Source organism: Methylomonas albis, assembly GCF_014850955.1.
GTDB classification, from domain to species: Bacteria; Pseudomonadota; Gammaproteobacteria; order Methylococcales; family Methylomonadaceae; genus Methylomonas; species Methylomonas albis.
Map to the genome: position 1 here is coordinate 995,535 of NZ_JACXSS010000001.1, position 23,305 is coordinate 1,018,839.

Genomic DNA, 23,305 nt, shown 5'->3' on the forward strand with positions numbered 1-23,305 from the left:
CTTTTGAACAGAGTATCTACGCAATTGGATTTTTAAGATATTCCGGCGTAATTCTTCTTAAAAAATACTCTCTTAATTGCTCAAGAGACCGGAAGCCTGGCAAGACTGCATCAATCACAATATCAATCGGCAAATAGCGAAATGAACCTGATCGAGAGTGATAAAATCCAATTGAATTCATCTCAAAACCATCATTTTTTTCATCGAGAAGCAGCGCATAACTAATCAACTGGTATAAGTGGAGTGTTGTGATTTTTTTTATAGAAGTTTTAATTTCCGTAAGAACTATATATTCTCCAACTTTAATCACGCAATCGAAGTCGGCGCCGCCAACATAGATAGAATTTTTCAGGGCTTGGTTAAATACTATAAACTCAGATTGATACAGGGCACTGTTGCGGTTGTTTTTCTCATCAATGAATATTTGGATTATTTTTGAGAGATCATTTAAATATTGATGACCACCAAGCTGAGTTACGAATTCACCAATCAAATAGTTTGTTGTTTTCTCCTTAAGGGTTTTACCTTCAGTAGCTCTGATAATTTCTTTTTGTTCTGGCGTGAAACCAGGTATCAACTCTGTTTCAAACACTTCTGGTAATCTAAATGCTCTATACGAATGATCTAAAATAGACAATGCGGTCGCTGCATAAATTGCCGTTTGACTTGCCCCGTTTCGGCCATCTAATCCTTTTTTACCTATTTTGAATAAATTTTGTGAATGGTAAACATGTGGCTGATTAAGATAACTTTTTGGTTTTAGTTTATATCTTTGCACAACTTCTGCGGCAATGGTAGCAGCAATATTTAATTTATTTCCATTAGCAGTATATCGAATTAAATAATCGACAGTCGTACCAATCCATGCATAAACAATAGCTGACGAATGAGGAGTTTCCGGGAGTATTAAAGGAGTGTCGCTTTGTAATAATTTAAGACAATCGTGTAATCCACTTTTTAATTCGTGCTCAGCAAAGAATTTTCTTATCAGACTGTTTTTCTTTGCAAGTTCTCTGGTTAAAGACATATAACTCGATTTAAAGTTTAACTTTAGTCAATCTTGTCTATTTCTTAACATTCCCCCCATGCAACCCACATTCCTTCTTCGCCGCATCCTCCCACCACCAGCGCCCGGCGCGTTCATGCTGATTCGGTAAAACCGGCCGGGTGCAAGGCTCGCAGCCGATGCTGATGTAGCCGTGCTGGTGTAGTTCGTTAAACGGCACCTGATACGCCTCGATGTAATCCCATACTTGCGCTGATGACCAGTTCAGCAGCGGGTTGAATTTGATGAGCTGTTTGCCGGGGCCGGAAAAGCCGGCATCCAATTGTACTTCCGGGATGTCGCCCCGGGTGTCCAGGCTTTGGTCTTTGCGTTGGCCGGTGATCCAAGCGTCCAGCGTCGCCAGCTTGCGTTTTAAAGGTTCCACTTTACGGATACCGCAGCATTGTTGGTGGCTGTCTTCGTAGAAGCTAAACAAGCCTTTTTCTTTCACAAAGGCATCAAGCGCTTCGCGATCCGGACTCAATATGTCGATGCTAATGCCGTAATGCTTACGCACTTGTTCGATAAAGCGGTAGGTTTCCGGATGTAGGCGGCCGGTGTCCAGCGAAAACACTTGAATGTCTTTTCTGATCTGCAAGGCCATGTCGATCAGCACGACGTCTTCGGCACCGCTGAAGGAGATGGCAATGTTATCGAATTGAGCCAATGCGGCCTTTAAGATGGTGCGCGGATTTTTGCCTTGCAACTCGGTTTGGGCGGTGCTTAAGTCGAATTCAGTCATGGATTTAGCTCTGGGCAAAGTAGCGGGATAAATACTCGTCAAAGTCCAACTTGTCGTTGGCTTCGATGTCGGCTTGTTTTTGCAACGATGCGGCAGCCATGTCCTCGAACTGCCGTTGCGTTTCATCGTCCAGTGGTTCGGCGTTGAAATAATGCTTGTGTAAGGCCGAGGTGTTACTGGCGAAGCAGCCAAACTCCTGGCCGTTTTCGCGCATGCAAGCCAGAATCCGCGCCGATGGCGTCAATGCCGGGTTGTCGACTACCGCCAGTTGCTGTTGCAAGGCCAATTGATAAGGGCGGTCCAGGCTGCCTCTATCTAGCACCGCGCAAATCGGTTGCATGGCGTACAAAATGCTGTGTGCCCATTGCTGCAGGGTGACGGTTTCGCCGTTGCGGTTTAACTGTAAACCAGGTTTGCGGCCTTGATTGGCGACCAGTAATTGGTTGCTGTTGTTTACCTGAAATTCGTCGGGTTCTTGCAATGGGCTGTCTTGCAACAGGCAATACAACAAAAACGCCTCAACAAAGCGCGCGGTACTTTCGTCAATACCGATAGGATTTAACAGATTCAAATCCAGCGAGCGCATTTCCACGTACAGCACGCCGCGCCGTTTCAGTGCCGCTGTCGGCTTCTCGCCTGACTTGGCGATCTGCTTGGGGCGCATGGTGCTGTAAAACTCGTTTTCGATTTGCAGGATGTTGGCATTCAGCTGTTGATACTCGCCGTTCACTTTCACACCAATCGCTTCATAGTCCGGATACGGGGTGTTGATTGCGGCGCCCAGACTCTCCACGTAACCGTCCAGCGAGTTGTAATCGATCTTCAAGCCCGCTTGATTTTTACTCTTGTAGCCGATGTCGCTCATTCGCAGCGAGGTGGCGTAGGGGTGGAACAGGGTATGTTCGTCGAACTCCTTGAATTGCTCCATCAATTGCGGGCGGCTTTTGAAAAAGGTTTTGCAAATAGCCGGCGAGGCGCCGAACAGATACAGAATCAGCCAGCCTTGGCGGTGGAAATTACGGATCAAGCCAAAATAGGCATCCGAGATAAAGCTTTCCAGGCTGGACTCACTGGCCCGTTGCCGATGCAGCGCAGGCCACAAGTCTTCCGGCACCGAATAATTGAAATGAATACCGGCAATGGCTTGCATGGTGCGGCCGTAACGGTGCCACAAGCCTTTGCGGTAAACATGTTTCATCTTGCCGATGTTTGAACTGCCATACTCGGCAATGGGAATGCTCAAGTCGCCGTCGATACCGCAGGGCATGCTAGTCGCCAGCAGCATTTCCTCGCCCAGGTGCGGATAGACGAACTGGTGGAGTTGATGCATGTAGTCCAGGGTTTGTCTGATGTCGGCAAACGGTGGGGTGATAAATTCCAGCAGCGCTTCTGAGTAGTCGGTAGTGATATAAGGGTGAGTCAACGCCGAGCCGAGGGCTTTGGGATGCGGGGTTTGCGCGATCTCACCGTGCTCGGTGATGCGCAGGCTCTCTTTCTCGATGCCTTTTAGACCTTGTTTTAATAAGTATTGTTGATCGTTATCAATCAGGTATTTGAGGCGATCAGGTAGTCGGCAGTAAGTCATGTTCATAGAAGATTTGGGTGCCTGCTGCGGCTTGGGTAAGCACGGCATTATATAGGTTCGCTTTTGATTTATTTAAATTGGCGTGCGGTGGAATAGACGAGATAGGGGGTGTTCGCTGCTATTTCAAGGTGTTTGGTGGCTAAATGGGTTTTGCGTGGGTAGCTTGAGGTTGTAGCACTGATCTGTGATCTAATAGCGGCGTGACTTTTTGCCAGACCGTTTCGAGACATCGATTTAGCACTGAATGATTTATGACCAATAACCCCGCCCTGCAAACCCTGCGTAGCGTGTTCGGCTACGATAGTTTTCGCGGCCAGCAGAAACAGATTATCGAGCAGTTGATCGGCGGCCAGGATGTGTTGGTGCTAATGCCGACCGGTGGCGGCAAGTCTTTGTGCTACCAGATTCCTGCCTTGGTGATGGACGGCGTGGGCATCGTGATTTCGCCGCTGATCGCGTTGATGCAGGATCAGGTCAGCGCCTTGCATCAGGTAGGGGTGAAGGCGGCCTATTTAAATTCCACGCTGGCTTTGGAACAAGTTCGCGAGATCGAGCAGCAACTGCAAAACGGTGAGCTGGACTTGCTCTACATCGCGCCGGAGCGGCTGTCCAACGCCAGAACCCAGGCTCTGTTTTCCCGCTGTAAGATTGCTTTGTTTGCTATCGACGAAGCGCATTGCGTGTCGCAATGGGGTCACGATTTTCGTGCCGATTATTTGCTATTGTCGGTGTTGCATGAACAATTCCCCAAAGTACCGCGCATTGCTTTAACTGCCACCGCCGACGAACGCACCCGCCAGGAAATCATCACGCGCTTGGCGCTGGAGCAAGCGCAGGTGTTTGTTAGCGGCTTTGATCGGCCTAATATTCGCTATCGAATCATTCAGAAAGACAATGCCCGCCAGCAACTGCTGACCTTTATCCGCTCCGAACACCCCGGCGATACCGGTATCGTCTATTGCCTATCCCGCAAAAAAGTCGAAGAAACTGCCGAATGGTTGAATGGCAAAGGCTTGAAAGCGCTGCCGTATCACGCTGGCATGGATCATCGGGATCGGCAGAAAAATCAGCATCAGTTTTTGATGGAAGACGGCCTCATCATTGTCGCCACCATTGCCTTTGGCATGGGCATCGACAAACCCAACGTGCGTTTCGTGGCGCATCTGGATTTACCCAAAAGCGTGGAAGCGTATTACCAGGAAACCGGCCGCGCCGGCCGCGACGGTCTGCCGGCCAATGCCTGGATGGCTTATGGTTTGCAGGACGTGTTGACCCTGCGACAAATGCTTAGCACCTCCAATGCCGACGAGGCGCACAAGCGCATTGAATTGCATAAGCTGGACGCGATGCTGGCTTTGTGCGAAATGGTCAGCTGCCGGCGGCAGGCCTTGTTGGCTTACTTTGGCGACCTGCTGGAACAGGGCTGCGGCAATTGCGATACCTGTCTGGAACCGGTGGAAACCTGGGATGGCAGCGTTGCTGCCCAGCAGGCTTTGTCCTGCATTTATCGCACCGGCCAGCGCTTTGGCGTGACCTATTTGATTGATGTGTTGCTGGGCAAGAGTGACGAACGGATGCGCCAATTCGGTCACGATAAGCAGTCGACGTTTGGGATTGGTAAAGCGCTGGACGAAAAACAATGGCGCTCGGTATTTCGGCAATTGGTGGCCAAGTCTTTGGTAGAAATTGATTTCGAAGGCCACGGCAGCCTGAAACTCACCGATGCCTGCCGGCCGGTGTTGCGCGGCGAGCAAACCTTGATGCTGCGGAAAGATGCGCAAATCGCCAAGACCCGGCGCGAGAAGTCCGAAAAACGCCAGCCCGGCGGGGCAGCGGACAGCGCTTTGTGGAATGCTTTGCGGGCCAAACGTAAAGAATTGGCCGACGAGCAGGACGTGCCGCCCTATGTGATTTTTCACGATGCGACGTTGATGGCAATGGTCGATGCTCGGCCGCGCAACCATCAACAGCTGGGCATGCTGTCCGGCATTGGTCAGCGTAAGCTGGAGTTATATGGCGATGAATTTTTGGCAGTGTTGGCGGAGTTCGACGACGAATCGGCGGTGTCTGCGACCGATACGGTTGCGGAAAGTCTGGATTTATTTAGATTGGGTTATAGCGTCGAGCAAGTCGCGAAGCAACGCAGTCTGAGCGAAGACACTATTTACAATCACATGGCTAAAAGTCTGGAATTAGGGTTGGTCGCGCTGGGCGCTGTGTTAAGTTTGTCGCCGGCAGAGGTTAGTGAAATCGAGGCGGTGTTGTTAAGTTTGCCGGAAGAACAACGCAATGCGTTGAAGCCGGTCTACGAACAGCTCGGCGGCACTTACAGTTATGGGATTTTGCGTTGCGTTAGAGCGGCTTTACAACAGCAGCTTGGCTGAGCTTGCCGTTGCTGAAGCGGTATTCGGTCTTTAGGCAATGATCCAGCCACTTTTGCAGGAAATAGTTTAAGCGCCATTTGTAATTCCTGATTTCCACCAGGCTGCCGGGATTTTGATAAACCTTGTCCACCGTCGGCCGGTCGATGTCGCGCAGCACTTCCGCCAGTTGCGCATCCAGATAAATCCGAATTTTCACCGCCGGCACAATTTGTGCCGACAGCTGTTGGTCAAAACAATGGCTGAGTTCGATAGTCAAGGTGTAGGGGTTACACTCCAGCACTTCCAGATACAGCGCCGGTTTATTCTGCGTCAGACCCACGGCGGTTTTATCGAAGGCGCGCAGATTGGGTATCAGCCTGAATAGCTTTTGATAATTGGATTCGCAGATCTTTTCCAGACAAAGTGCGGTGTTGACCGGTTGCACCAGGCTCATGGTCAATCTTCCCGGTAGCAAGCGTTGGCGCTGGCGGTTTCCCACAACACCACTTGATCGACATTAAAGCCTTGTTGTTTGACGTGTTGATAGATCATCTTGCTCAACACTTCGGCGGTCGGATGTTCGTCGATAGCCAAAAACTGCTCGTTGTTGGCGACCAGGGCCGGGATGATAGGGTCGTCTTTATGCAGTAAAAAATTGTGATCCAGGATTTTATTGATAAAGCCGTCCACACAGTCTTTTACGTCTGAAAAATCGCAGACCATGCCTTGCTCGTTGAGGTTGTTTTGTTTGATCGAGATGCTGGCTTTGACGCTGTGACCATGCAAGTTGCGGCACTTGCCCGGATGATTCATTAACCGGTGGCCGTAGCAAAAATAAACTTCTTTGGTGATGATATACATAGAGTGCTACGTCCTTGTGAGGAACGGATGCTGTCCTTAGTTGCCTTTGATGCTTTTGATGGAGGCGGCTATTTCGTAACTGCCGTCGCCTTGCTTGGCGCTGCGTACCACTTCGATAAATGCCGTCATTGGCGGCGTGATTTGGGTTTTGGGCATAATGCTGACTTCCATGGCCAAACCGAGGTCGAACGGCTGATCGGCAATAAACGATACGCCGGCGCCGCTTAGCGTAGTGCATTTGCCGGTTTTGACCTCAGTGGAATCGGCCAGCTTGTAGGTAATGTCACAGTCTACATCCATGCGGATGTAATCGCGTTTTTCATCATGGTTCAGCATTGGGTTCCCCCGATTCGGATTGGCAGTGGTTGGGTAAAAAATCAGTCGCAAGGAGTTTACTATAAAAAACCGTGCCTCTGGTTAGGAAATAGTGGCCTATATCGCGCGAATTAACCGATTTTTTGGGCTGGCTGTGACGCAGTTGGCATATAGGCAAACGGCTGGTCCGGCGGTTTTATTGCCTGACTATCCCAGGCTATTTGTGTAAAATTCCGCCACTTTTTCATTACAGACAGCGCAGGCAGCAGCATGAGTAAATCCATTGTCCTTACCGGTATCACCACCACCGGCACGCCGCATCTCGGCAATTACGCCGGGGCGATTCGGCCGGCGATCAATGCCAGCAAAGACGAGCAGGTCAGACCGTTTTATTTTCTGGCCGATTACCATGCGCTGATCAAATGCAACGAACCGGCACGGGTTAAGCAATCCAGTCTGGAAATTGCCGCGACCTGGCTGGCGCTGGGTTTGGATACCTCCAATGCGGTGTTTTACCGGCAATCCGATGTGCCGGAAATCCTGGAACTGACCTGGATGCTGACTTGCGTTACCGCCAAGGGCTTGATGAACCGCGCCCATGCTTATAAAGCAGCCGTGGCCGAAAACGAAGAAACCGAGGGCAACGATCCGGACAAAGGCATCACGATGGGCTTGTTCAGCTATCCGATCCTGATGGCGGCGGATATTTTGATGTTCAACGCCAACAAAGTGCCGGTGGGCAAAGATCAAATCCAGCACATCGAAATGGCCCGCGACATCGCCAGCCGCTTTAACCATATCTACGGCGAGCATTTCGTGTTGCCGGAGGCGGTGCTGGACGACAATGCCGCCACCTTGCTGGGTCTGGATGGTCGCAAGATGAGTAAGAGCTATAACAACACGATTCCGTTGTTCGAGCCGGAAAAGAAACTGCGTAAGTTGATCAACAAAATCAAAACCAATTCCCTGGAACCCGGCGAACCGAAAGACCCGGAAGGCTGCACCTTGTTTGGCATCTACCAGGCGTTTGCCAACCAGCATGAGCAGGATGCAATCCGCCAACGCTACGCCGCAGGCATAGGCTGGGGTGAGATGAAGCAGGTGTTGTTCGAGAAAATCAACGACGAAATCGCCCCGGCCCGCGAGCGTTACGAAGCCTTAATGGAAGCGCCGGCGCATATCGAACAGCAATTGCAGGAAGGCGCCGAGAAAGCCCGCGCCATTACCCGGCCGTTCATCAATACTTTGCGGGAAGCGGTGGGTATCTCCAGATTGGCGATATAAGGGCACTAAGCCTGTAGAGACGCAAAATCCCTTCGACTTCGGTCAGGCTTGCTTCTCTACATCACTCCCTTTCGCGGGTCTATGGCCGTTGGCTGTATTTGCTCAAGGATGATCGTACCCAATGTCCATCATCGCTATTTACATCATAAAGCTACTGTTGTTGCCGCCAACCTCGTTGGCGATGCTGGCGCTGGCCGGCTTGCTTTTGGGCAAGCGTACACGGGGAAAGAACATGGCGATAGTCTGTCTGACACTGTTGTGGTTATTGAGTTTGCCGATTGTGGTTAAGCACTGGGCCATGCTGTGGGAACGGGTTCCGCCACTGTCTGCAGACGCAGCGCAGCAGTTCAAACCGCAAGCATTGGTGGTGATAGGCGGCGGCATTGAATACTCGGCGCTGGAATATCCCGAGCAGGTTACTTTACATGTCAGAACCTTGCTGCGTGTGCGCTATGCCGCCAAACTAGCCTGGGAATTGGGACTGCCAATTCTGGTTTCAGGAGGCGGTACGCTGGACCCGGAAGATTTTTCCGAAGCGGAACTGATGGCGCAAACCCTGGATAGCGAGTTTAAAACCCCGGTAGCCTGGCAGGAACGCTATAGCAGCAATACTGCCGAAAACGCCCGCTTTAGCCGCAAGGTATTAAAGGAATTTGGCATCAATAAGATTGTGCTGGTCACCCAGGCCTACCATATGCCGCGCGCTGCTTTGGAGTTTCGCAAAGCCGGTTTTGAGGTATTGCCCGCGCCGACGGCCTTTATCGGCCACGCAGGCGAATCCCGCTGGCTGGATTGGTTGCCATCGCCGACCGCTTGGTCTAACAGCTTTTTGCTGGCCCACGAAATGGTCGGCATGTGGTGGTACCGAATTCGTTACTGATGTAACTCTGCTCTACCTGGCCCGTTCATCAACGGCTCGGTCACCGGGCAATTGGCTATAATGGCCGGCAGCTTTCTTACTTGACGCCATCATGTCCAAATCGCCCTCCAAGGAAGGTCTCCGCCGCGCCGCGGATGCACCGCCGTTACCTGCCAACCCCTGGCGTTTTATTCTGTTCTGTTTAAAGCCGTTTCGCTGGCTGTTACTGTTGATGTTGATACTGGAAACCGGCCAGGCTGCCGGCAGCATTCTGGTGCCATATGCGATCAAAGCCTTGATGGACGCGGTTGCCAACCAGCCCGTGCCAGTGGGCGATTGGCTGGAGACTTTCAAGCAACCCTTGCTGCTGCTCGCCGGCCTGAATCTGGCCGAGATTATTTTCAGCCGCAGCAGCGGTGCGGTGCTGATTATCATGGGCCCGCGCCTGCGGCAAGGTACAGCGCGGTCTTTGTTTGCTTATCTGCAAAACCACGCGCCGCGCTACTTTGGCAACCATTTCGCCGGCGCGCTGGCGCATCGCATCAGCGAAACCGCGATGAGCGTCAATCACACCACCTGGTCCATCATCTGCGATTTTTGGCCGATTGCCGTCACCTTTACAGTGTCTGTCACGCTATTGCTAGGGGTGCATCAAGGCTTGGGCTTGTTCGTGGCTGGCTGGGTGTTGATGTATGTGCTGATCTCCTACTGGCTGGCGACTCGCTGTCAGCCTTACGCGCAGGATTTTGCCGCGACCCGCAGCATGGTCAACGGCAAGATCGTTGATGCGGTGACCAATATCCTCAATGCCAAGTTATTCGCCCGTTTGCAGCACGAACGCGAATATCTGGACGGCTTTTTGGATACCGAATTAAAAAGCGCCCGCCGCACCTTTTGGTATATGGAGCGGGTACGCTGGTTTCAATTTACCGCCGCCGCCATTTTAAAAATCGGCACCATCGGCTATGCCTTGCAATTGTGGCAAGCCGGCGAAATCAGCGTCGGCGCGTTTGCGATGAGTACCGGCTTGGCGATTTTGGTGATCGGCGACGCCCGCAATTTGAGCCGGCGTTTTCTGGAGTTTTTCGAGTACGTCGGCAACGTCGCCAACGGCGTGGACACCATCATCCAAAGCCACGAAATCATCGACCTGCCGGATGCCAAACCTCTGCATATCAGCCAGGGCCGCATCGAGTTTAAAGATGTTTGCTTTAGCTACGAGCCGGGCCGGCAGGTGTTCGATGGCTTGAATGTGGTGATCGAGCCGGGGCAGCGGGTGGGCTTGGTCGGCTTCTCCGGCTCCGGTAAATCCACTTTTGTGAACTTGATCCTGCGTAATTTCGAGTCGCAAGCCGGGCAAATCCTGGTCGATGGGCAGGATATTTTGTTGGCGACTCAGGATTCCTTGCATGCGCAAATCAGCCTGATACCGCAAGATCCCAGCCTGTTTCACCGCAGCCTGAAGGAAAATATCGGCTACGGCAAACTGGACGCCGACGACGCGCAAATCAGTTTCGCCGCCAGACTCGCCCACTCCGAAGAGTTTATCGCGGCGATGCCGGAAGGCTATGAATCCCTGGTCGGCGAGCGCGGCGTCAAACTGTCAGGCGGCCAACGCCAGCGCATCGCCATCGCCAGGGTGATGCTGAAAGACGCGCCCATTCTGATCCTGGACGAGGCCACCTCCAGCCTGGATTCCGTCACCGAAAAAACCATTCAGGAAAACCTGGAGCGGGTCATGGGCCGCAAAACCGTCATCGCCATCGCCCACCGCCTGTCCACCATTGCTCATCTGGACCGGGTGCTGGTCTTCGATCAAGGCCGTGTCGTAGAGGACGGCAGTCATCAAGAGTTGTTGGACAAGCAGGGCTTTTATTATCGGCTGTGGACCATGCAGGCTGGTGGGTTTTTGCCGGATGAGGTGGTTTAATTGAGTAAAACCGAGAGTCAAAATAGGGTGGGCAGCGATGTTTTGCCCACCTAAAGTTTATCTTTTAGTTCTTTTCAGTATTCCAAAAAAACCTAACGCCGAAGCGAATAGCCAAAAAGCTGCCGGGGCTGGCACTACTGTAGCTACGATGCTATAGGTGTAACCACCTCCCCAGTAGTAGGTAGCATTTGGTTGATAGCCACTTAAGGTTATTTTTCCGTCTTGTATTTGTCCAGATAAGGTTGAGCTTGGTCCATTTTGAAAGCCGCTACAATACGTGTCAGCTGTTTTAGGACCAGCACAGGGAGTATCACTTCCTGAAAATTGGATTGGGGTTGTAAGCTCGCTATAAAAGCGCGGCAAATTGAACTCCGCAGGAAGACCGTTCGCGATGATCACGGCGTTGGATATCTGTGCCCAATCGCTAGGGTTACTCCAAGAAAAATGATTGAAATTTAAAGTGAATGTCCCAGATACATTATGCGTGACTGATGGAGAGAATCCACCTGCGCCACTTGAATCGAAACTTAATGTGCCGGGATTGTAAGTAACAGTACTATTTGCTGCATCAATAATATAGTTTTGGCTGGTCAGATAATCGCCGGCAGTGGCAGTAGATGCCGTGGCATCATGCATGCCTGCAAACAATATACTGACCATAGTAATGTAACGCACAGACATTACTGAAATAAATTTCATAAGATTGTCCTAATTGATTATTGGTATAAGAAAAGCGAAAAACACTATTTTTTATAGCGCCCAAAATGGGTGGCTATAGAGTCGCATTCTAGGTCTTCAAAGTCAATACAATGAATAATTTGACGCTGTATCAATCTAGCGCTTGCTCAATTGAAATTATTATGAATTGTAAAGTAGCTCGTCGATGCGTTAAATAATTAAACGAATTTCTTTACTCTAAGATCCTTCGCAATCGGTGCGGTTGGTAAACTCATCGCACCCTACGCCGCTAAATCAGATAAATCATGTAGGTCGGGTTAGGCCATAACCTTAAACCCGACCTAGTCATCTTTTATGCCGCAGCCGGCGCGTTCAGTCCTTTGATAATATCCAACACTGCCTGCGCATGCCCCTCATGGTTGACGCCATACATGGCTTCGATCAGTTTGCCGTCTTTACCGATGATGAAGGTCGAACGGACGATTTTCCATTTTTTCACGCCGTCTTTTTCCACTTCCTGCCAGACGCCGTAAGCCTCGCAGACATCGCCGGAAGTGTCGGCCAGCAGTTGCACGTTCAGGCCGTATTTGGCGATGAAGTCTTTATGGCTTTGGCAATCGTCCTTGCTCACGCCGATGATCACGGTGTCCTGGGCGTCGAATTCGCCGGCCAGCGCGGTAAAGTCATTGGCTTCGATGGTGCAGCCTGGGGTGTCGTCTTTGGGGTAGAAGTACAACACGACATTTTTCTCGTCTTGGTAATCGGACAGATAGATCAATGTATTGTCTTGATTGGCGGATCTAAAAAAAGGCGCTTCCTGGTTTTTTTGTAATTGTGACATGCGATTCTCCTCTTATTTTTGGCCGGATAAGCTCCGGTGCTTGGGCTGTGGCGTTTGGCGGCGCCGGGAACTGATAAGTCTTCCCCTAAACGCAGCCTGCGGCGATTATGAACCAGGTTTTCGGCAGCATCTACCACAAATCTGGTGGGATTAAGAGCTTGGGCAAACGGCATCCAACACTTTAAGGTGCTGGTTGGCATTGCCGACCTGCCTAGGCCGGGATTAGCCCTGGCCCTCCGCCTACGCCGCCGTTTGCGCTTATGACTGCCAGCCGCCGCCCAGCGCTTTGTAGAGTTCCACCATGGCGCTAATTTGCTTTTGCTTGGTTTCGATCAGTTCCTTTTTCGCTTCCAAGGCATCGCGCTGCGTCAGTAATACCTCCAGATAATCGGCGCGGGCCGAGAGGAACAATTGGTTGGCAACGTCTATGGATTTCACCAACGCCTCCACTTGCTGACGCTTTAACTGGTAGTTTTTGTCCAGATTGTCGATATTGGCCATTTGATTGGCCACTTCGGCGTAAGCGGTAATGATGCTTTGCTCGTATTCGTAAGCCGCTTGTACTTGCTTGGCGTTGGCGTTTTTGTATTCCGCCGTGATCGCGTTTTTGTTGACCAGCGGCGCTACCAGCTCCCCAGCCACCATCGCTGCCAAGGATTCCGGGGTATTGATCAGGTATTTCATGGCAAAGCCTTCGAAACCGATGCCGGCCTTGATGCCAAACGACGGATAGAAATTGGCTCTGGCCACGTCAATATTCAAGTCGGCAGCTTTTAATTCCAGCTCGGCTTTGCGGATGTCGGGTCGGTTTTGCAATAACTCGCTAGGAATGCCGACACTTAATGCTTTGGGTTTTATGTCCATAAAGCCGTTCGACGTGCGTTCTATGGGCTGCGGCGTTCTACCCAGCAGGGTGTTGATGCGGTTCTCCACCACCGTGATCTGTTGCTCAATATCGTATTGCCGCGCCTGGTTTTTCGCGACCTCGGCTTCGTAACGCTTGACCGCCAGGGAGTTGGTTCTGGCAAAGGTTTGCAACTGCTTGACCACTAGCAAGCCGTTTTGCTGGATCGCAATGTTTTGCTGCAAGTTTTCCAGTTGGTTATCCAAGGCGATCAACTCGTAATAGGCATGCGCCACCTCGGCGACCAGGTTGGTTACCAGGAAATTTCGGCCTTCGCCGGATGCCATGTAGTCGTAGACCGCTACTTGGGTGGCGTTTCGCAGCTTTTTCCAGACGTCGATTTCCCAGGTGGAGAACAAGCCGAACTGGTAATCGCCGAGGAAGGCCGGGAAAGATTGGCCTTTGCCGATGGTCAGATTGTCCTCGACCGCGCCGTTGCGGGTGTATTGCGCCGTCTTCTCACCGCCCGCCGAGGCGCCGAATTTCACGAAGGGCATATATTCCCCTTTGCGCGCCTGGATTTCGTTTTGGGCCATGCTGATCCGCTGCAGCATGATGTTGATTTCCTTGTTATTGGCAACGGCGGTATCGAGCAAACTGCGCAGATGCGGGTCGTCGAAGAAGTCCTGCCATTTCAGTGTCGCGGAACTGGCCGGGTCGCTTAGGCCGGGTTTGAACTGCTCGGGCAATTGTGTCTCCGCGGTCTTTTTGCTCATGTCCGGAATGCCGCAGGCTTGCAACAGGGTCATTGCCACGGCGGTTGCTAGCAAAACATTGTTTTTATTCGTCAGCATCTTGAGTACCGTAATGATAGGTTTCGGTGAATGGATTGACGTCTTCATGCTTGATCATGCGCTTACCTTCGATCAGTTTTGCGAAGATGTAATACAGCCCGGGAATCAACACCACGCCGAACAGGGTGCCAAACAGCATCCCGCCCAAGGCAGAAGTGCCAATGGTGCGGTTGCCGACCGCGCCAGCACCGGTAGCGAATGCCAGCGGCACCAGACCGGCGATGAAGGCGAACGAGGTCATTAAAATCGGCCGGAACCGGGCTTTGGCTGCTTCGATGGCGGCTTCACGCACCGACATGCCTTGTTCCTGCTTTTGCACCGCGTATTCGACGATCAATACCGCGTTTTTGCCCAGCAAGCCGACTAACATCACTAAGCCGACTTGGGAGTACACGTCATTGGCCAAGCCCATGGTTTTTAGTAACAGAAAGGAACCGAAAATCCCGGCCGGTAGCGAACAAATCACGACCAAGGGCAGCACGAAGCTCTCGTACTGGGCTGCCAACACCAGGTACACAAACACCAGGACCACAGCGAAGACCACCAGCGCTTCATTACCCCGAGCCGCCTCATCGAAGGACAAGCCTTCCCAGGCCACATCAAATCCCTGCGGCAAAGTCGCTTTGGCCACTTCCTTGATCGCTTTGATGGCGTCGCCGCTGGTGTAGCCGGGTGCCGGTTCGGCGCGAATTGCCGCCGAGTTATACAGGTTGTAACGGGTCAACTCGTTTGGGCCTTGTTGCGGCTGAACGGTCATGAAAGCCGAGTAAGGCACCATTTCGCCGGCATCATTTTTGACGTAGTAATTCAATACGTCGGTCGGGAAGCGGCGGAACTCGGGCAAGGCTTGCACATAGACCTTGAAGAAGTTGTTGAAGCGAATAAAGCCTTGCTCGTAGGTACTGCCGATCATGATGTCCAGATTCTCCATGGCCTTATCAATATTCACGCCTTTTTGCATCGCCAATTTGTTGTCGATTTTCAACTCATATTGCGGATAATTGGCAGCGTAAAAGGTGAACAAACCAGTCAATTCCGGGCGTTTACGCAGCGCGGCCATGAACTCCTGATTGAGTTTGTCGAACTGGAAGTAATCGGTGCCGGTGGTTTTATCCAACAGTCGGAAGGCCAAACCCGATGCGGCGCCGTAGCCGGGTACCGCCGGCGGTTGGAAGAATTCGATCACCGCGCCGAAATCGTGGGTTTTCTCCTCTAATTGGCGAATCACGTCCTCCACCGAGACCTTGCGCTGGGTCCAATCCTTTAGATTGATGATACAGGTGCCGGCGTTAGAACCGCGGCCTTCGGTCAATACCTCGTAGCCGGCCAACGACGACACCGATTGCACGCCGTCGATTTTCTCGGCGACTTCTTCCAGTTGCCGCGCGACTTTATTGGTGACTTCGATAGTCGAGCCGGGCGGGGTTTGAATGATCGCGTAGATCATGCCTTGGTCTTCGCCAGGGATGAAGCCGGCCGGTAAGGTTTTATCGATGGTGAAGATGCCGAACGAGAAAGCCACCAGCACCAGCACAGTGACGATGCGGCGGGTGACTACCGTCTCCAATAATTTGACGTAACGTCCGGTGACTTTTTCGAATAGGTAGTTGAATCCCTGGATGAACAAGGCAATGGGGGTTCTACGTTTGGGCTGGCCGTGGGTGTTTTTCAAAATCATCGCGCACAATACAGGCGCCAACGACAAGGCGACGATGGCGGAAATGATGATGGACGAAGCCATGGCGATTGAGAACTGCCGATAAAACACGCCGACCGGGCCGCTCATGAAGGCGATGGGCACGAATACCGAGACCATGACCAAAGTAATCGCCACGATGGCACCGCCGATTTCACCCAACACTACGCGGGAGGCCGCGAAGGGGGTGAGGTGTTCGGCTTCCATCTTCGCGTGCACCGCTTCGACCACGACGATGGCGTCGTCGACCACCACGCCAATCGCCAATACCAGAGCGAACAGCGTAATCAGATTGATGGATAGACCGAAGGCCGACATCACCGCGAACGAACCGATCAACGACACCGGCACCGCCAGAATCGGAATCAAAGTCGAGCGCCAGTCGCCGAGGAATAAAAATACTACCAGGGTGACCAGCACAAACGCTTCGCCCAAGGTATGCAAGACCTTATGAATCGAGGCTTCGACAAAACGCGACACGTCGTAGTTGATCTCGTAATCCATGCCTTCCGGGAAGGATTTTTTCAACTCCTCCAATTTGGCCTTAACGTCTTCGATAACCTTGGTGGCGTTGGTGCCATAGTTTTGTTTCAAGACGATGGATGCGGACGGAAACGAGTCTTTGTCTGAATAGATATTGTAAAACTCGCTGTCCAGATCGACTTTGGCGATGTCTTTCAGGCGCAGAATTTCGCCTTCGGAGTTGGCGCGGATGATGATGTCGGCGTATTGTTCCGGCGTGTTGTACCAGCCTTGGTAAATCAACACGTATTCCTTGGATTGCGCCGCCATGCCGGTACTTTGGCCGATCCGGCCAGGGCGGCCGATGATGCTTTGCTTGGAGATGGCATCCATCACTTCTTCGGTGGAAACGCTATAGGCGCGCATCCGGTCCGGGTTCAGCCAAATCCGCATGGCATATTGGCGGGCGCCCAAAATCTGCGCTTGGGCGATACCGTAGATGCGCTGAATTTCCGGGATGACGTTGACGTAGGCGTAATTGAATAGGAATTTCTGATCGGCGTTCTTATCCTTGCTGTACAAGTTGACGTACATCAGCATGCTGGGCTGGACGAAGTTGACCACCACGCCTTCCAAGCGCACCAAATTTGGCAAGCGGCTCATCACCTGATCGACGCGGGTTTTAACGTTGACCATGGCGATATTCGGATCGACGCCCAGTTCGAACAGCACTTGAATCGTGGCTTCGCCGGCGCTGGTGGCGTCAGAGACGATATATTTCATACCCGGCACGCCGTTGATCGCCCGCTCGATGGTAATCAACGACGATTTCACCAGTACGTCGGCGCTGGAGCCGGGGAAGGACAAGGAAATCGTTACGCGCGGCGGTGCAATATCCGGAAACTGAGAAACGGGCAGGGTGCGGATGGCGAGGAATCCCATGAACAGGAAACTAAGCGATAATACAATCGCCATCACCGGTCTTTTAATAAAGATACTAAACATAGTTAATCTCTGCGCAAAGTATTATTCGGTATAGAGTTTCAATTCAGAGCGGACCTTTTCAGGTGTCAATAAATTGATTTCCACTTCATCGCCGGCATGGACTTTTCTTAAGCCTTCCAGCAGGATTTTTTCGCCGTCTTGCAAACCCTCTTTGATGATGAATAAATAGGGCAATTCGGCGGCGATTGTTATGAGGCGCTGTTCAAGTTTGCCATCTTCCTTAATTACATACACATAGGTTTTATCGAGAATTTCGAAGGTGGCTTTTTGCGGGATCAATAGCGCGTGCTTATAAGGTTTTTTCATGAGTATGGTGCCGGTTTCGCCGTGGCGGAGTAGCTTATCCGGATTAGCGAAGGTGGCGCGAAATTCGATATTGCCGGCGGTATTATCGAAGTCGGCTTCGATAGTTTCTATAACACCGTCTTGGTTATAAACTTTGCCGTTAGCCATTCTTAATTTAACTTTGGTTACTGCCGCGTCGGATTTTTGTGTTTTGAAATCCAGATACTCGCTTTCCGGCACGTTAAAATAGACCCACAATTTACTAATATCCGATAGCGTAGTTAATAAGGCACCCTCCTCGACCAAGCTGCCGTTTCTGGCGTTCAAATGGTCCATAATGCCTTCAAATGGCGCATTGATGCTGGTGAAGCCCAAATGCGTTTCCGCGAGTTTGACCTCGGCATTGGCCTTGTCCAGCTTGGCTTTTGCCAGGGCTAGTTCATTTTCCGACACAATTTTTTGATCGGCTAATCCCTTAGTGTTCAGGTATTCGATATGCATATTATTAGCTTCAGCCTGAGCCTTTAGTAGTTCGGCTTGATAGATGTTTGGCATAATCTTGAACATAGGCTGGCCTTGGTGAACCAATTGGCCCTCATCGACAAATATATTCTGTAAATACCCTCTTTCCAGTGCGCGCACTTCAATATGTCTAAATGCGTGTATTTGGCAGACATATTCTTTAGTAACCGAAGTATCTTCACGGAAGGGTGTAGTAGCCTCCAGCTTTGGTTTTTCTTCGAGATGCTCGGTATCGGATTGATTGCAGCCACTCAGCAGAGTGGCTATTAATATAATAAATAAAGGAGTTTTATATTTCATTTTCGTAGTGCCTAATTTGCAATGTTTATAAAATACCCTGAGCAGACATTTAATTTAACAGGGCGTATTTGTCATACGCCAGAAATAGACGGAATATAGAATCGGATATTTGATTTAAGTCGTTTGTATATATGCAGGTTCAATGCCAACATTATTGAGCCAAAATAAATTACGCACAGTTAGAGGTGTGATGGGGCTTGATCTTAGCGATTTAGCGGACTAGCGATTTAAATACTATTATTGGGGGATTTAAACTGTGGCGCTTAGATTGGCTTTAAGAGGAATTGGCTGGTTCAAATAAACCATTGGAACGGCGTTGTTGCACAATCGTTTGTGCCCCAATCAACCCGAAGAGTGATCGATCCCATTCCTTGGCCCCATCTGGGCATATAGGAACAGTAATTCCAGTTAGATAGATTTTTCCGACAAGTCACAGAGACTTCGGCCGGCAGCGGCGCATGTATGTGCGATAGCAAACCGGCCCCTATTGTTGGGCTATTGTGGGCTTTATCTAAAGGGCTGAAGCTGCCCAATATCCGGCGTTACCCGTGCATTGGGCGATTTGAGTGGGAATGCGATGCGAGTGTTGGGCAATTACGCCCAATGCTCTTCAACTTGGCCGTCACGTCCGCAAAATACCGCGCGGGTCAGGCCGCAGAAAATCCCGTGTGCCACGACGCCGGGTATGGCGTTCAGTCGTTCGTTCAGGGTTTTGCCGTCGATGCTGGCTTCGAATACGACGTCCAGCACCAGGCTACCGTGCGACGTGACCGACAGGCCGTCTTGATTCGGCGTTTGCCTTAACGTGCCGTGGCCGCCGATGGCCGCGACGCTGCGTTGCACCAGTTTCCAGGCGAACGGCGTTACTTCTATGGGGATGGGGAAGTTTTCGCCGATGCGTTTGACCTTTTTGCTGGCGTCGATCAGTACAAGAAAAGAATCGGCGGCCTTGGCCAACAGTTTTTCCCGGACCAGATCGTAACCGCGACCTTTTAGTAAGGTCAGGTCTGGCGCGACTTCATCGGCGCCGTCTACATACAGGTCCAGGCCGTCGATGTGGTTGATTGCCAGCAAGGGCAGTCCGAGTTGTTGGGCCTTGATGGTACTGACTACCGAGCTGGCGACGGCTTTGAATTTCAAGCCTTCCTGCTGCTGACGTCTGGCCAGTTCTTCGATGAAAAAATTGGCGGTGGAGCCGGTTCCCAAACCGACGATCATACCGCTTTGTACCTGTTGGACGGCATGCTGGGCAACGAGTTGTTTATCGTTCATGATCCGATCCTGCTGAGTGGTAAAGAAATTAGTTTGTTGTAAGGGCGATTTGATTCGCCCTTACATTTTCGAATCTACTCTTCCAATTTGACAACTCGCGCTTCCAGTGCCTTAAATTTTTGCAACAGCTCCGGCAATTTGGCCAGCGCCGCCAATTCCTTCCAGGCCACTTTGCGATCCTTGGCCGGGCTGCCGAATACTTGCGCGCCGGGATCGACGTCGCCGGAAATCCCGCTGCGGGCCATCACCACGGCGCGTGCGCCGATCTTGACATGATCCGCCACGCCGGTGCTGCCGGCCAGGATTGCGCCGTCTTCGATGGTGCAGGAGCCGGAGATGCCGGACTGGCCGCAAATAATCACATTGCGGCCGACGATATTGTTATGGCCGAGTTGTACCAGATTGTCGATCTTGCTGCCGGCGCCGATGCGGGTCGGGCCTAACGCGCCGCGGTCAATACAGGTGTTGGCACCAATCTCGACGTTATCGTCGATTTCCACGTGCCCGACATGCGGCACCTTAACGTGTTGGTTGTCTCTGAATTTATAGCCAAAGCCGTCTGCTCCGATGACCGCACCGGCGTGGATAATCACATTATTGCCGATGATGCTATGGTCGTAGATCACGGCGTTGGGGTGGATATGACAGTGCTTGCCTATCATCACATGATTGCCGATACGCGCGCCGGCCTCGATAGTGCTGCTGTCACCAATACTGCTTTGTTGACCAACCGTAGCAAATGGGCCGACGTGTACGTCAAAACCCAGCGTGGCGGTATCAGCCAACACCGCGTGCTCGGACACCTGGCGTTTAAATACTGGTTCTGGATGTAGCAGTTTTACGGCGTTTAAAAAGCTGATTTCCGGGTCTTTGCAGACCAGCAAGGTCAAATTGTCCGGAATCTCGCCGTCTATCAGCTGTTCGGTGATAAAGCAGGCTGATGCCTTGCTATCTTTCAAATATTTCTTGTATTTACCGTCGCTGAGGACGGTGACTTGGTGAGGATGGGCGGACATGATGTCGGCCGCGGAATTAATAAAAGTTGTCGAGTCGCCGCCCTGGGCGGTGGCGTCGCAACGCTGGGCAAGATCCGTAATGAGCATGTACTATCCTATTTCCAAATGCCAATAATATGAGTGAAATCGTCGGTCCAGGGTTGCAGACCAAAGGTCAGCGGCAATTTCTGCCAGTGTCCGAGCCGGCTTTGTTGCAAGCGTTGTAGGCGCTCGGGCTGTTTCGCAATCACCACCCAGTCGGTGGCAACGACTAGAGGGACATCGGTTTCCGGTTTAAATTCCTGCAGCAAGGCCGCCAAATGCAATTGGTTGACATGGTCGGCCATGACTTTTTTCAAGGCCAGATGGCGGTTGGTGATATGAAAAGCCAGCAAACCGTTGTCTTTCAGCTTGCTGAAGTATAGCTGCAAAGCCTCGCGCGTCAGCAGATGCGTGGGCACTGCATCCGAGCTGAAGGCATCCATAATTAATAAATCGAAGCTGCCGTCGGCTTCTTTCAACAGCGATTGCCGGGCGTCGCCGACGATCATTTCCGCGTGCTTGTTGCAGCGGCTGAGGTAGGTAAACCAGGCCGGGTTTTGCGCCACTTCCACGACTAGCGGGTCGATTTCGTAGAATTTCCACAACTGGCCTTCTTTTGCGTAGCAGGCCAATGCGCCGGCACCCAAGCCTACGGCGCCGATGTGCCAATGCTGATTTTCGCCGTCAAACTCCGCAAACACTTGGCCGATGGGGCCGGGGCGGCTGTAATAGGTTAAGGGTGTGGTGACGTTGGCGGCGGTCAGGCGCTGGGCACCGTGTTTGGTGGTGCCGTGGTACAGCTCGCGGACAGTTTCCGGCCGTTGGTTTTCGTCGGGGATGACGGTGTCGCGGACCGACATCACGCCGAAGAAGCTGCGTTTCTGATAGATAGTGTTGGAGGCCATGCTGTGCAAACCCAGCGTGAACAACAAAATCACCCCCGTCAACACGCCCAAACCAATGGGACTATGCCGCAGCGAATAACTGACCCCGGCCAGCAGAATCAGTGCGCCGCCAATCAAGTCCAGATAGTCGAACAATTGTTCGGTAGTGAAATAAATCGTCAGGCCGGTGATTAATACCAATACTGGGAAAATAGGTTGCAAAAACCATTTGCCGTTGAAAAAGCCTGGACGCAGCAGTAAGGCGGAGACGATCATGATCGGATATTCGTACACCGCATTAAAGATAAACGGCGCGACGAAGGTATTGAACAAACCGCCCAGCATGCCGGCAAACGACATTACCAGATAAAAGCGGGTCAGGTATTGCGGATGCGGCCGGCTTTTGGCCAATTCGCCGTGGCACACCATTACCGCCAGTAAGAAGGCCAGCAAGTGCAGAATCAAATCCAGCCAATAGGGCAAGGTGGCGGGGTTGATGAAGGAATAGGCGATAAAGACTGTCAATACTGCCGGCTGCGCGGCCAGCATCCAAGGGCGGATGCGCTCAGCCCAGGTGCTGAACACCAGGATGAAGGTCAGCAAATACAGGGTTAGCGGCACGATCCACAGCAAGGGTACAGCGGCGATGTCGGTACTGATGAATTGGGTCAAGCCCAGCAACAAGCTGGAGGGTACGAAAGCCAGCGCCAGCCAGCGCAATTGCTCTAGTGTCGATGGCGGTTCGATGCCGGTATCGCTTAACACTTCGTCGTCTGCGTTGTCGGCCTGGCTGCGCCAGAAACTGACCGCGCACACCAAAATCAATGCGCACAAACCAATATAGCCACCGCTCCAAATCAGTCTTTGGTTCGCCAAGCCCAGATTCGGCTCGATCAAAAACGGATAGCTCAACAAAGCCAGCAAACTGCCGGCGTTGCTGGCGGCATATAAATAGTAAGGATCGTCGCTACTATGATGACCGCTGTGTGAAAACCATTTTTGCAGCAGCGGCGCGGTGGTGGAGACCACGAAGAACGGCAGGCCGATAGCCAGGAACAAGGTCCAGACCAGCCACAAGGTCGGATCGCCATCGGTCGGTGGTGCGGCATTTTCAGGCAGGGCCACCGGCAGCGCAATTACACTGAAAATCAGCAGGGCGGTATGAATCTGAATCTGCCGTTGACTGCCCAGCCGCGAACTCAGCCAATGCGCATACAAATAGCCCAGAAACAGTAGCGTTTGGTAAAACACCATGCAGGTATTCCACACCGCCGGCGTACCGCCCAACAGCGGCAGCAACAGCTTGCCGAACATAGGCTGCAGCACGAACATCAGCGTGGCGCTGCTAAATAGGGTGGCGGCGAATAAAATAACGGGAGAAATCAAAGATTTGGCGGTGGGTTGCGGAGTGTTATTCATTGTAATTATATGGGGTCCGTACTTTTCCTGGCCCAATGATAAAGCATTTGGCTTTTAAAGTGGTTTTGGATGAGGTTGCGGGGGTGCGGTATGTGGTATCAGAAGAGCTGGTGTGCCGGAGGAAATATGCCATCTAGCGACGTTTGGTGGCAAATTAGATATGGATGTCTATGTTTTCTATACTGTATGGACTCTTTTCTGCAAAATTCTGTAACTAATGTA

General features: G+C 51.7%; 18 protein-coding genes. 4 read left to right on the top strand and 14 right to left on the bottom strand.

Going from position 1 to position 23,305, the window contains the following annotated elements:
• Positions 1-16: 16 nt before the first annotated feature.
• The 3 genes from EBA_RS04780 to gshA are packed head-to-tail and all read right to left on the bottom strand — an operon-like array spanning position 17 to position 3,378.
• Entirely contained in the window at positions 17-1,027 is a 1,011-nt protein-coding gene (locus EBA_RS04780; protein ID WP_192373593.1) for a hypothetical protein, read from the bottom strand.
• 37 nt (positions 1,028-1,064) lie between these two features.
• Complete coding sequence (locus EBA_RS04785; RefSeq protein ID WP_192373594.1) at positions 1,065-1,787, bottom strand: phosphoadenylyl-sulfate reductase; 723 nt, start codon at positions 1,785-1,787, stop codon at positions 1,065-1,067.
• A gap of 4 nt (positions 1,788-1,791) precedes the next feature.
• Positions 1,792-3,378 carry a glutamate--cysteine ligase gene (gene gshA, locus EBA_RS04790; protein ID WP_192373595.1) on the bottom strand — a complete coding sequence of 529 codons (1,587 nt, stop codon included), beginning with the start codon at positions 3,376-3,378 and terminating at the stop codon, positions 1,792-1,794.
• Between the two features lie 245 nt (positions 3,379-3,623).
• Between gshA and recQ the strand changes: the two genes are divergently transcribed.
• Entirely contained in the window at positions 3,624-5,756 is a 2,133-nt protein-coding gene (recQ, locus tag EBA_RS04795) for a DNA helicase RecQ (protein ID WP_192373596.1), read from the top strand.
• On the opposite strand, the gene EBA_RS04800 is transcribed toward recQ, so the two are convergent.
• Genes EBA_RS04800 through EBA_RS04810 form a run of 3 tightly spaced genes read right to left on the bottom strand, consistent with a single transcriptional unit; the run spans position 5,725 to position 6,932 of the window.
• The gene (locus tag EBA_RS04800; protein ID WP_192373597.1) at positions 5,725-6,189 is read right to left on the bottom strand and encodes a DUF1249 domain-containing protein; all 465 of its coding nucleotides are present in this window, start codon (positions 6,187-6,189) and stop codon (positions 5,725-5,727) included. The two genes, recQ and EBA_RS04800, sit on opposite strands and share 32 nt — an antisense overlap.
• A 2-nt stretch (positions 6,190-6,191) precedes the next feature.
• Positions 6,192-6,596 (bottom strand): 6-pyruvoyl trahydropterin synthase family protein, encoded by a 405-nt coding sequence (locus tag EBA_RS04805; RefSeq protein ID WP_192373598.1) that lies wholly within the window; start codon positions 6,594-6,596, stop codon positions 6,192-6,194.
• 36 nt (positions 6,597-6,632) lie between these two features.
• The gene (locus tag EBA_RS04810) at positions 6,633-6,932 is read right to left on the bottom strand and encodes a PilZ domain-containing protein (RefSeq protein WP_192373599.1); all 300 of its coding nucleotides are present in this window, start codon (positions 6,930-6,932) and stop codon (positions 6,633-6,635) included.
• A gap of 249 nt (positions 6,933-7,181) precedes the next feature.
• Between EBA_RS04810 and EBA_RS04815 the strand changes: the two genes are divergently transcribed.
• The 3 genes from EBA_RS04815 to EBA_RS04825 all read left to right on the top strand — a co-directional run bounded on the left by EBA_RS04815 (position 7,182) and on the right by EBA_RS04825 (position 10,984).
• Positions 7,182-8,195, top strand: a complete 1,014-nt coding sequence (locus EBA_RS04815) for a tryptophan--tRNA ligase (protein WP_192373600.1) — start codon at positions 7,182-7,184, stop codon at positions 8,193-8,195.
• A gap of 121 nt (positions 8,196-8,316) precedes the next feature.
• Entirely contained in the window at positions 8,317-9,075 is a 759-nt protein-coding gene (locus tag EBA_RS04820; RefSeq protein ID WP_192373601.1) for a YdcF family protein, read from the top strand.
• Positions 9,076-9,166: 91 nt separating this feature from the next.
• On the top strand, positions 9,167-10,984 hold the full coding sequence (locus EBA_RS04825; RefSeq protein WP_192373602.1) for an ABC transporter ATP-binding protein: 1,818 nt from the start codon (positions 9,167-9,169) through the stop codon (positions 10,982-10,984).
• A gap of 57 nt (positions 10,985-11,041) precedes the next feature.
• Here EBA_RS04825 and EBA_RS04830 read toward each other — a convergent pair whose 3' ends face one another.
• From EBA_RS04830 to EBA_RS04865, 8 genes are all read right to left on the bottom strand, one after another.
• A complete protein-coding gene (locus tag EBA_RS04830) occupies positions 11,042-11,683 on the bottom strand; it encodes a hypothetical protein (RefSeq protein ID WP_192373603.1) in 642 nt (213 codons plus the stop codon).
• 331 nt (positions 11,684-12,014) lie between these two features.
• Positions 12,015-12,503 (bottom strand): peroxiredoxin, encoded by a 489-nt coding sequence (locus tag EBA_RS04835; protein ID WP_192373604.1) that lies wholly within the window; start codon positions 12,501-12,503, stop codon positions 12,015-12,017.
• Positions 12,504-12,761: 258 nt separating this feature from the next.
• Complete coding sequence (locus tag EBA_RS04840; RefSeq protein ID WP_192373605.1) at positions 12,762-14,201, bottom strand: TolC family protein; 1,440 nt, start codon at positions 14,199-14,201, stop codon at positions 12,762-12,764.
• Complete coding sequence (locus EBA_RS04845) at positions 14,188-17,364, bottom strand: efflux RND transporter permease subunit (RefSeq protein WP_192373606.1); 3,177 nt, start codon at positions 17,362-17,364, stop codon at positions 14,188-14,190. The genes EBA_RS04840 and EBA_RS04845 overlap by 14 nt, the downstream gene beginning before the upstream one ends.
• Before the next feature lie 21 nt (positions 17,365-17,385).
• Complete coding sequence (locus EBA_RS04850; protein WP_192373607.1) at positions 17,386-18,471, bottom strand: efflux RND transporter periplasmic adaptor subunit; 1,086 nt, start codon at positions 18,469-18,471, stop codon at positions 17,386-17,388.
• 594 nt (positions 18,472-19,065) lie between these two features.
• Positions 19,066-19,743, bottom strand: coding sequence for a ribose-5-phosphate isomerase RpiA (gene rpiA / locus EBA_RS04855; RefSeq protein WP_192373608.1), 678 nt, complete (start codon positions 19,741-19,743; stop codon positions 19,066-19,068).
• Between the two features lie 74 nt (positions 19,744-19,817).
• Positions 19,818-20,846, bottom strand: a complete 1,029-nt coding sequence (gene lpxD, locus EBA_RS04860) for a UDP-3-O-(3-hydroxymyristoyl)glucosamine N-acyltransferase (protein WP_192373609.1) — start codon at positions 20,844-20,846, stop codon at positions 19,818-19,820.
• Positions 20,847-20,854: 8 nt separating this feature from the next.
• Complete coding sequence (locus EBA_RS04865) at positions 20,855-23,083, bottom strand: spermidine synthase (protein WP_192373610.1); 2,229 nt, start codon at positions 23,081-23,083, stop codon at positions 20,855-20,857.
• Positions 23,084-23,305: the final 222 nt, after the last annotated feature.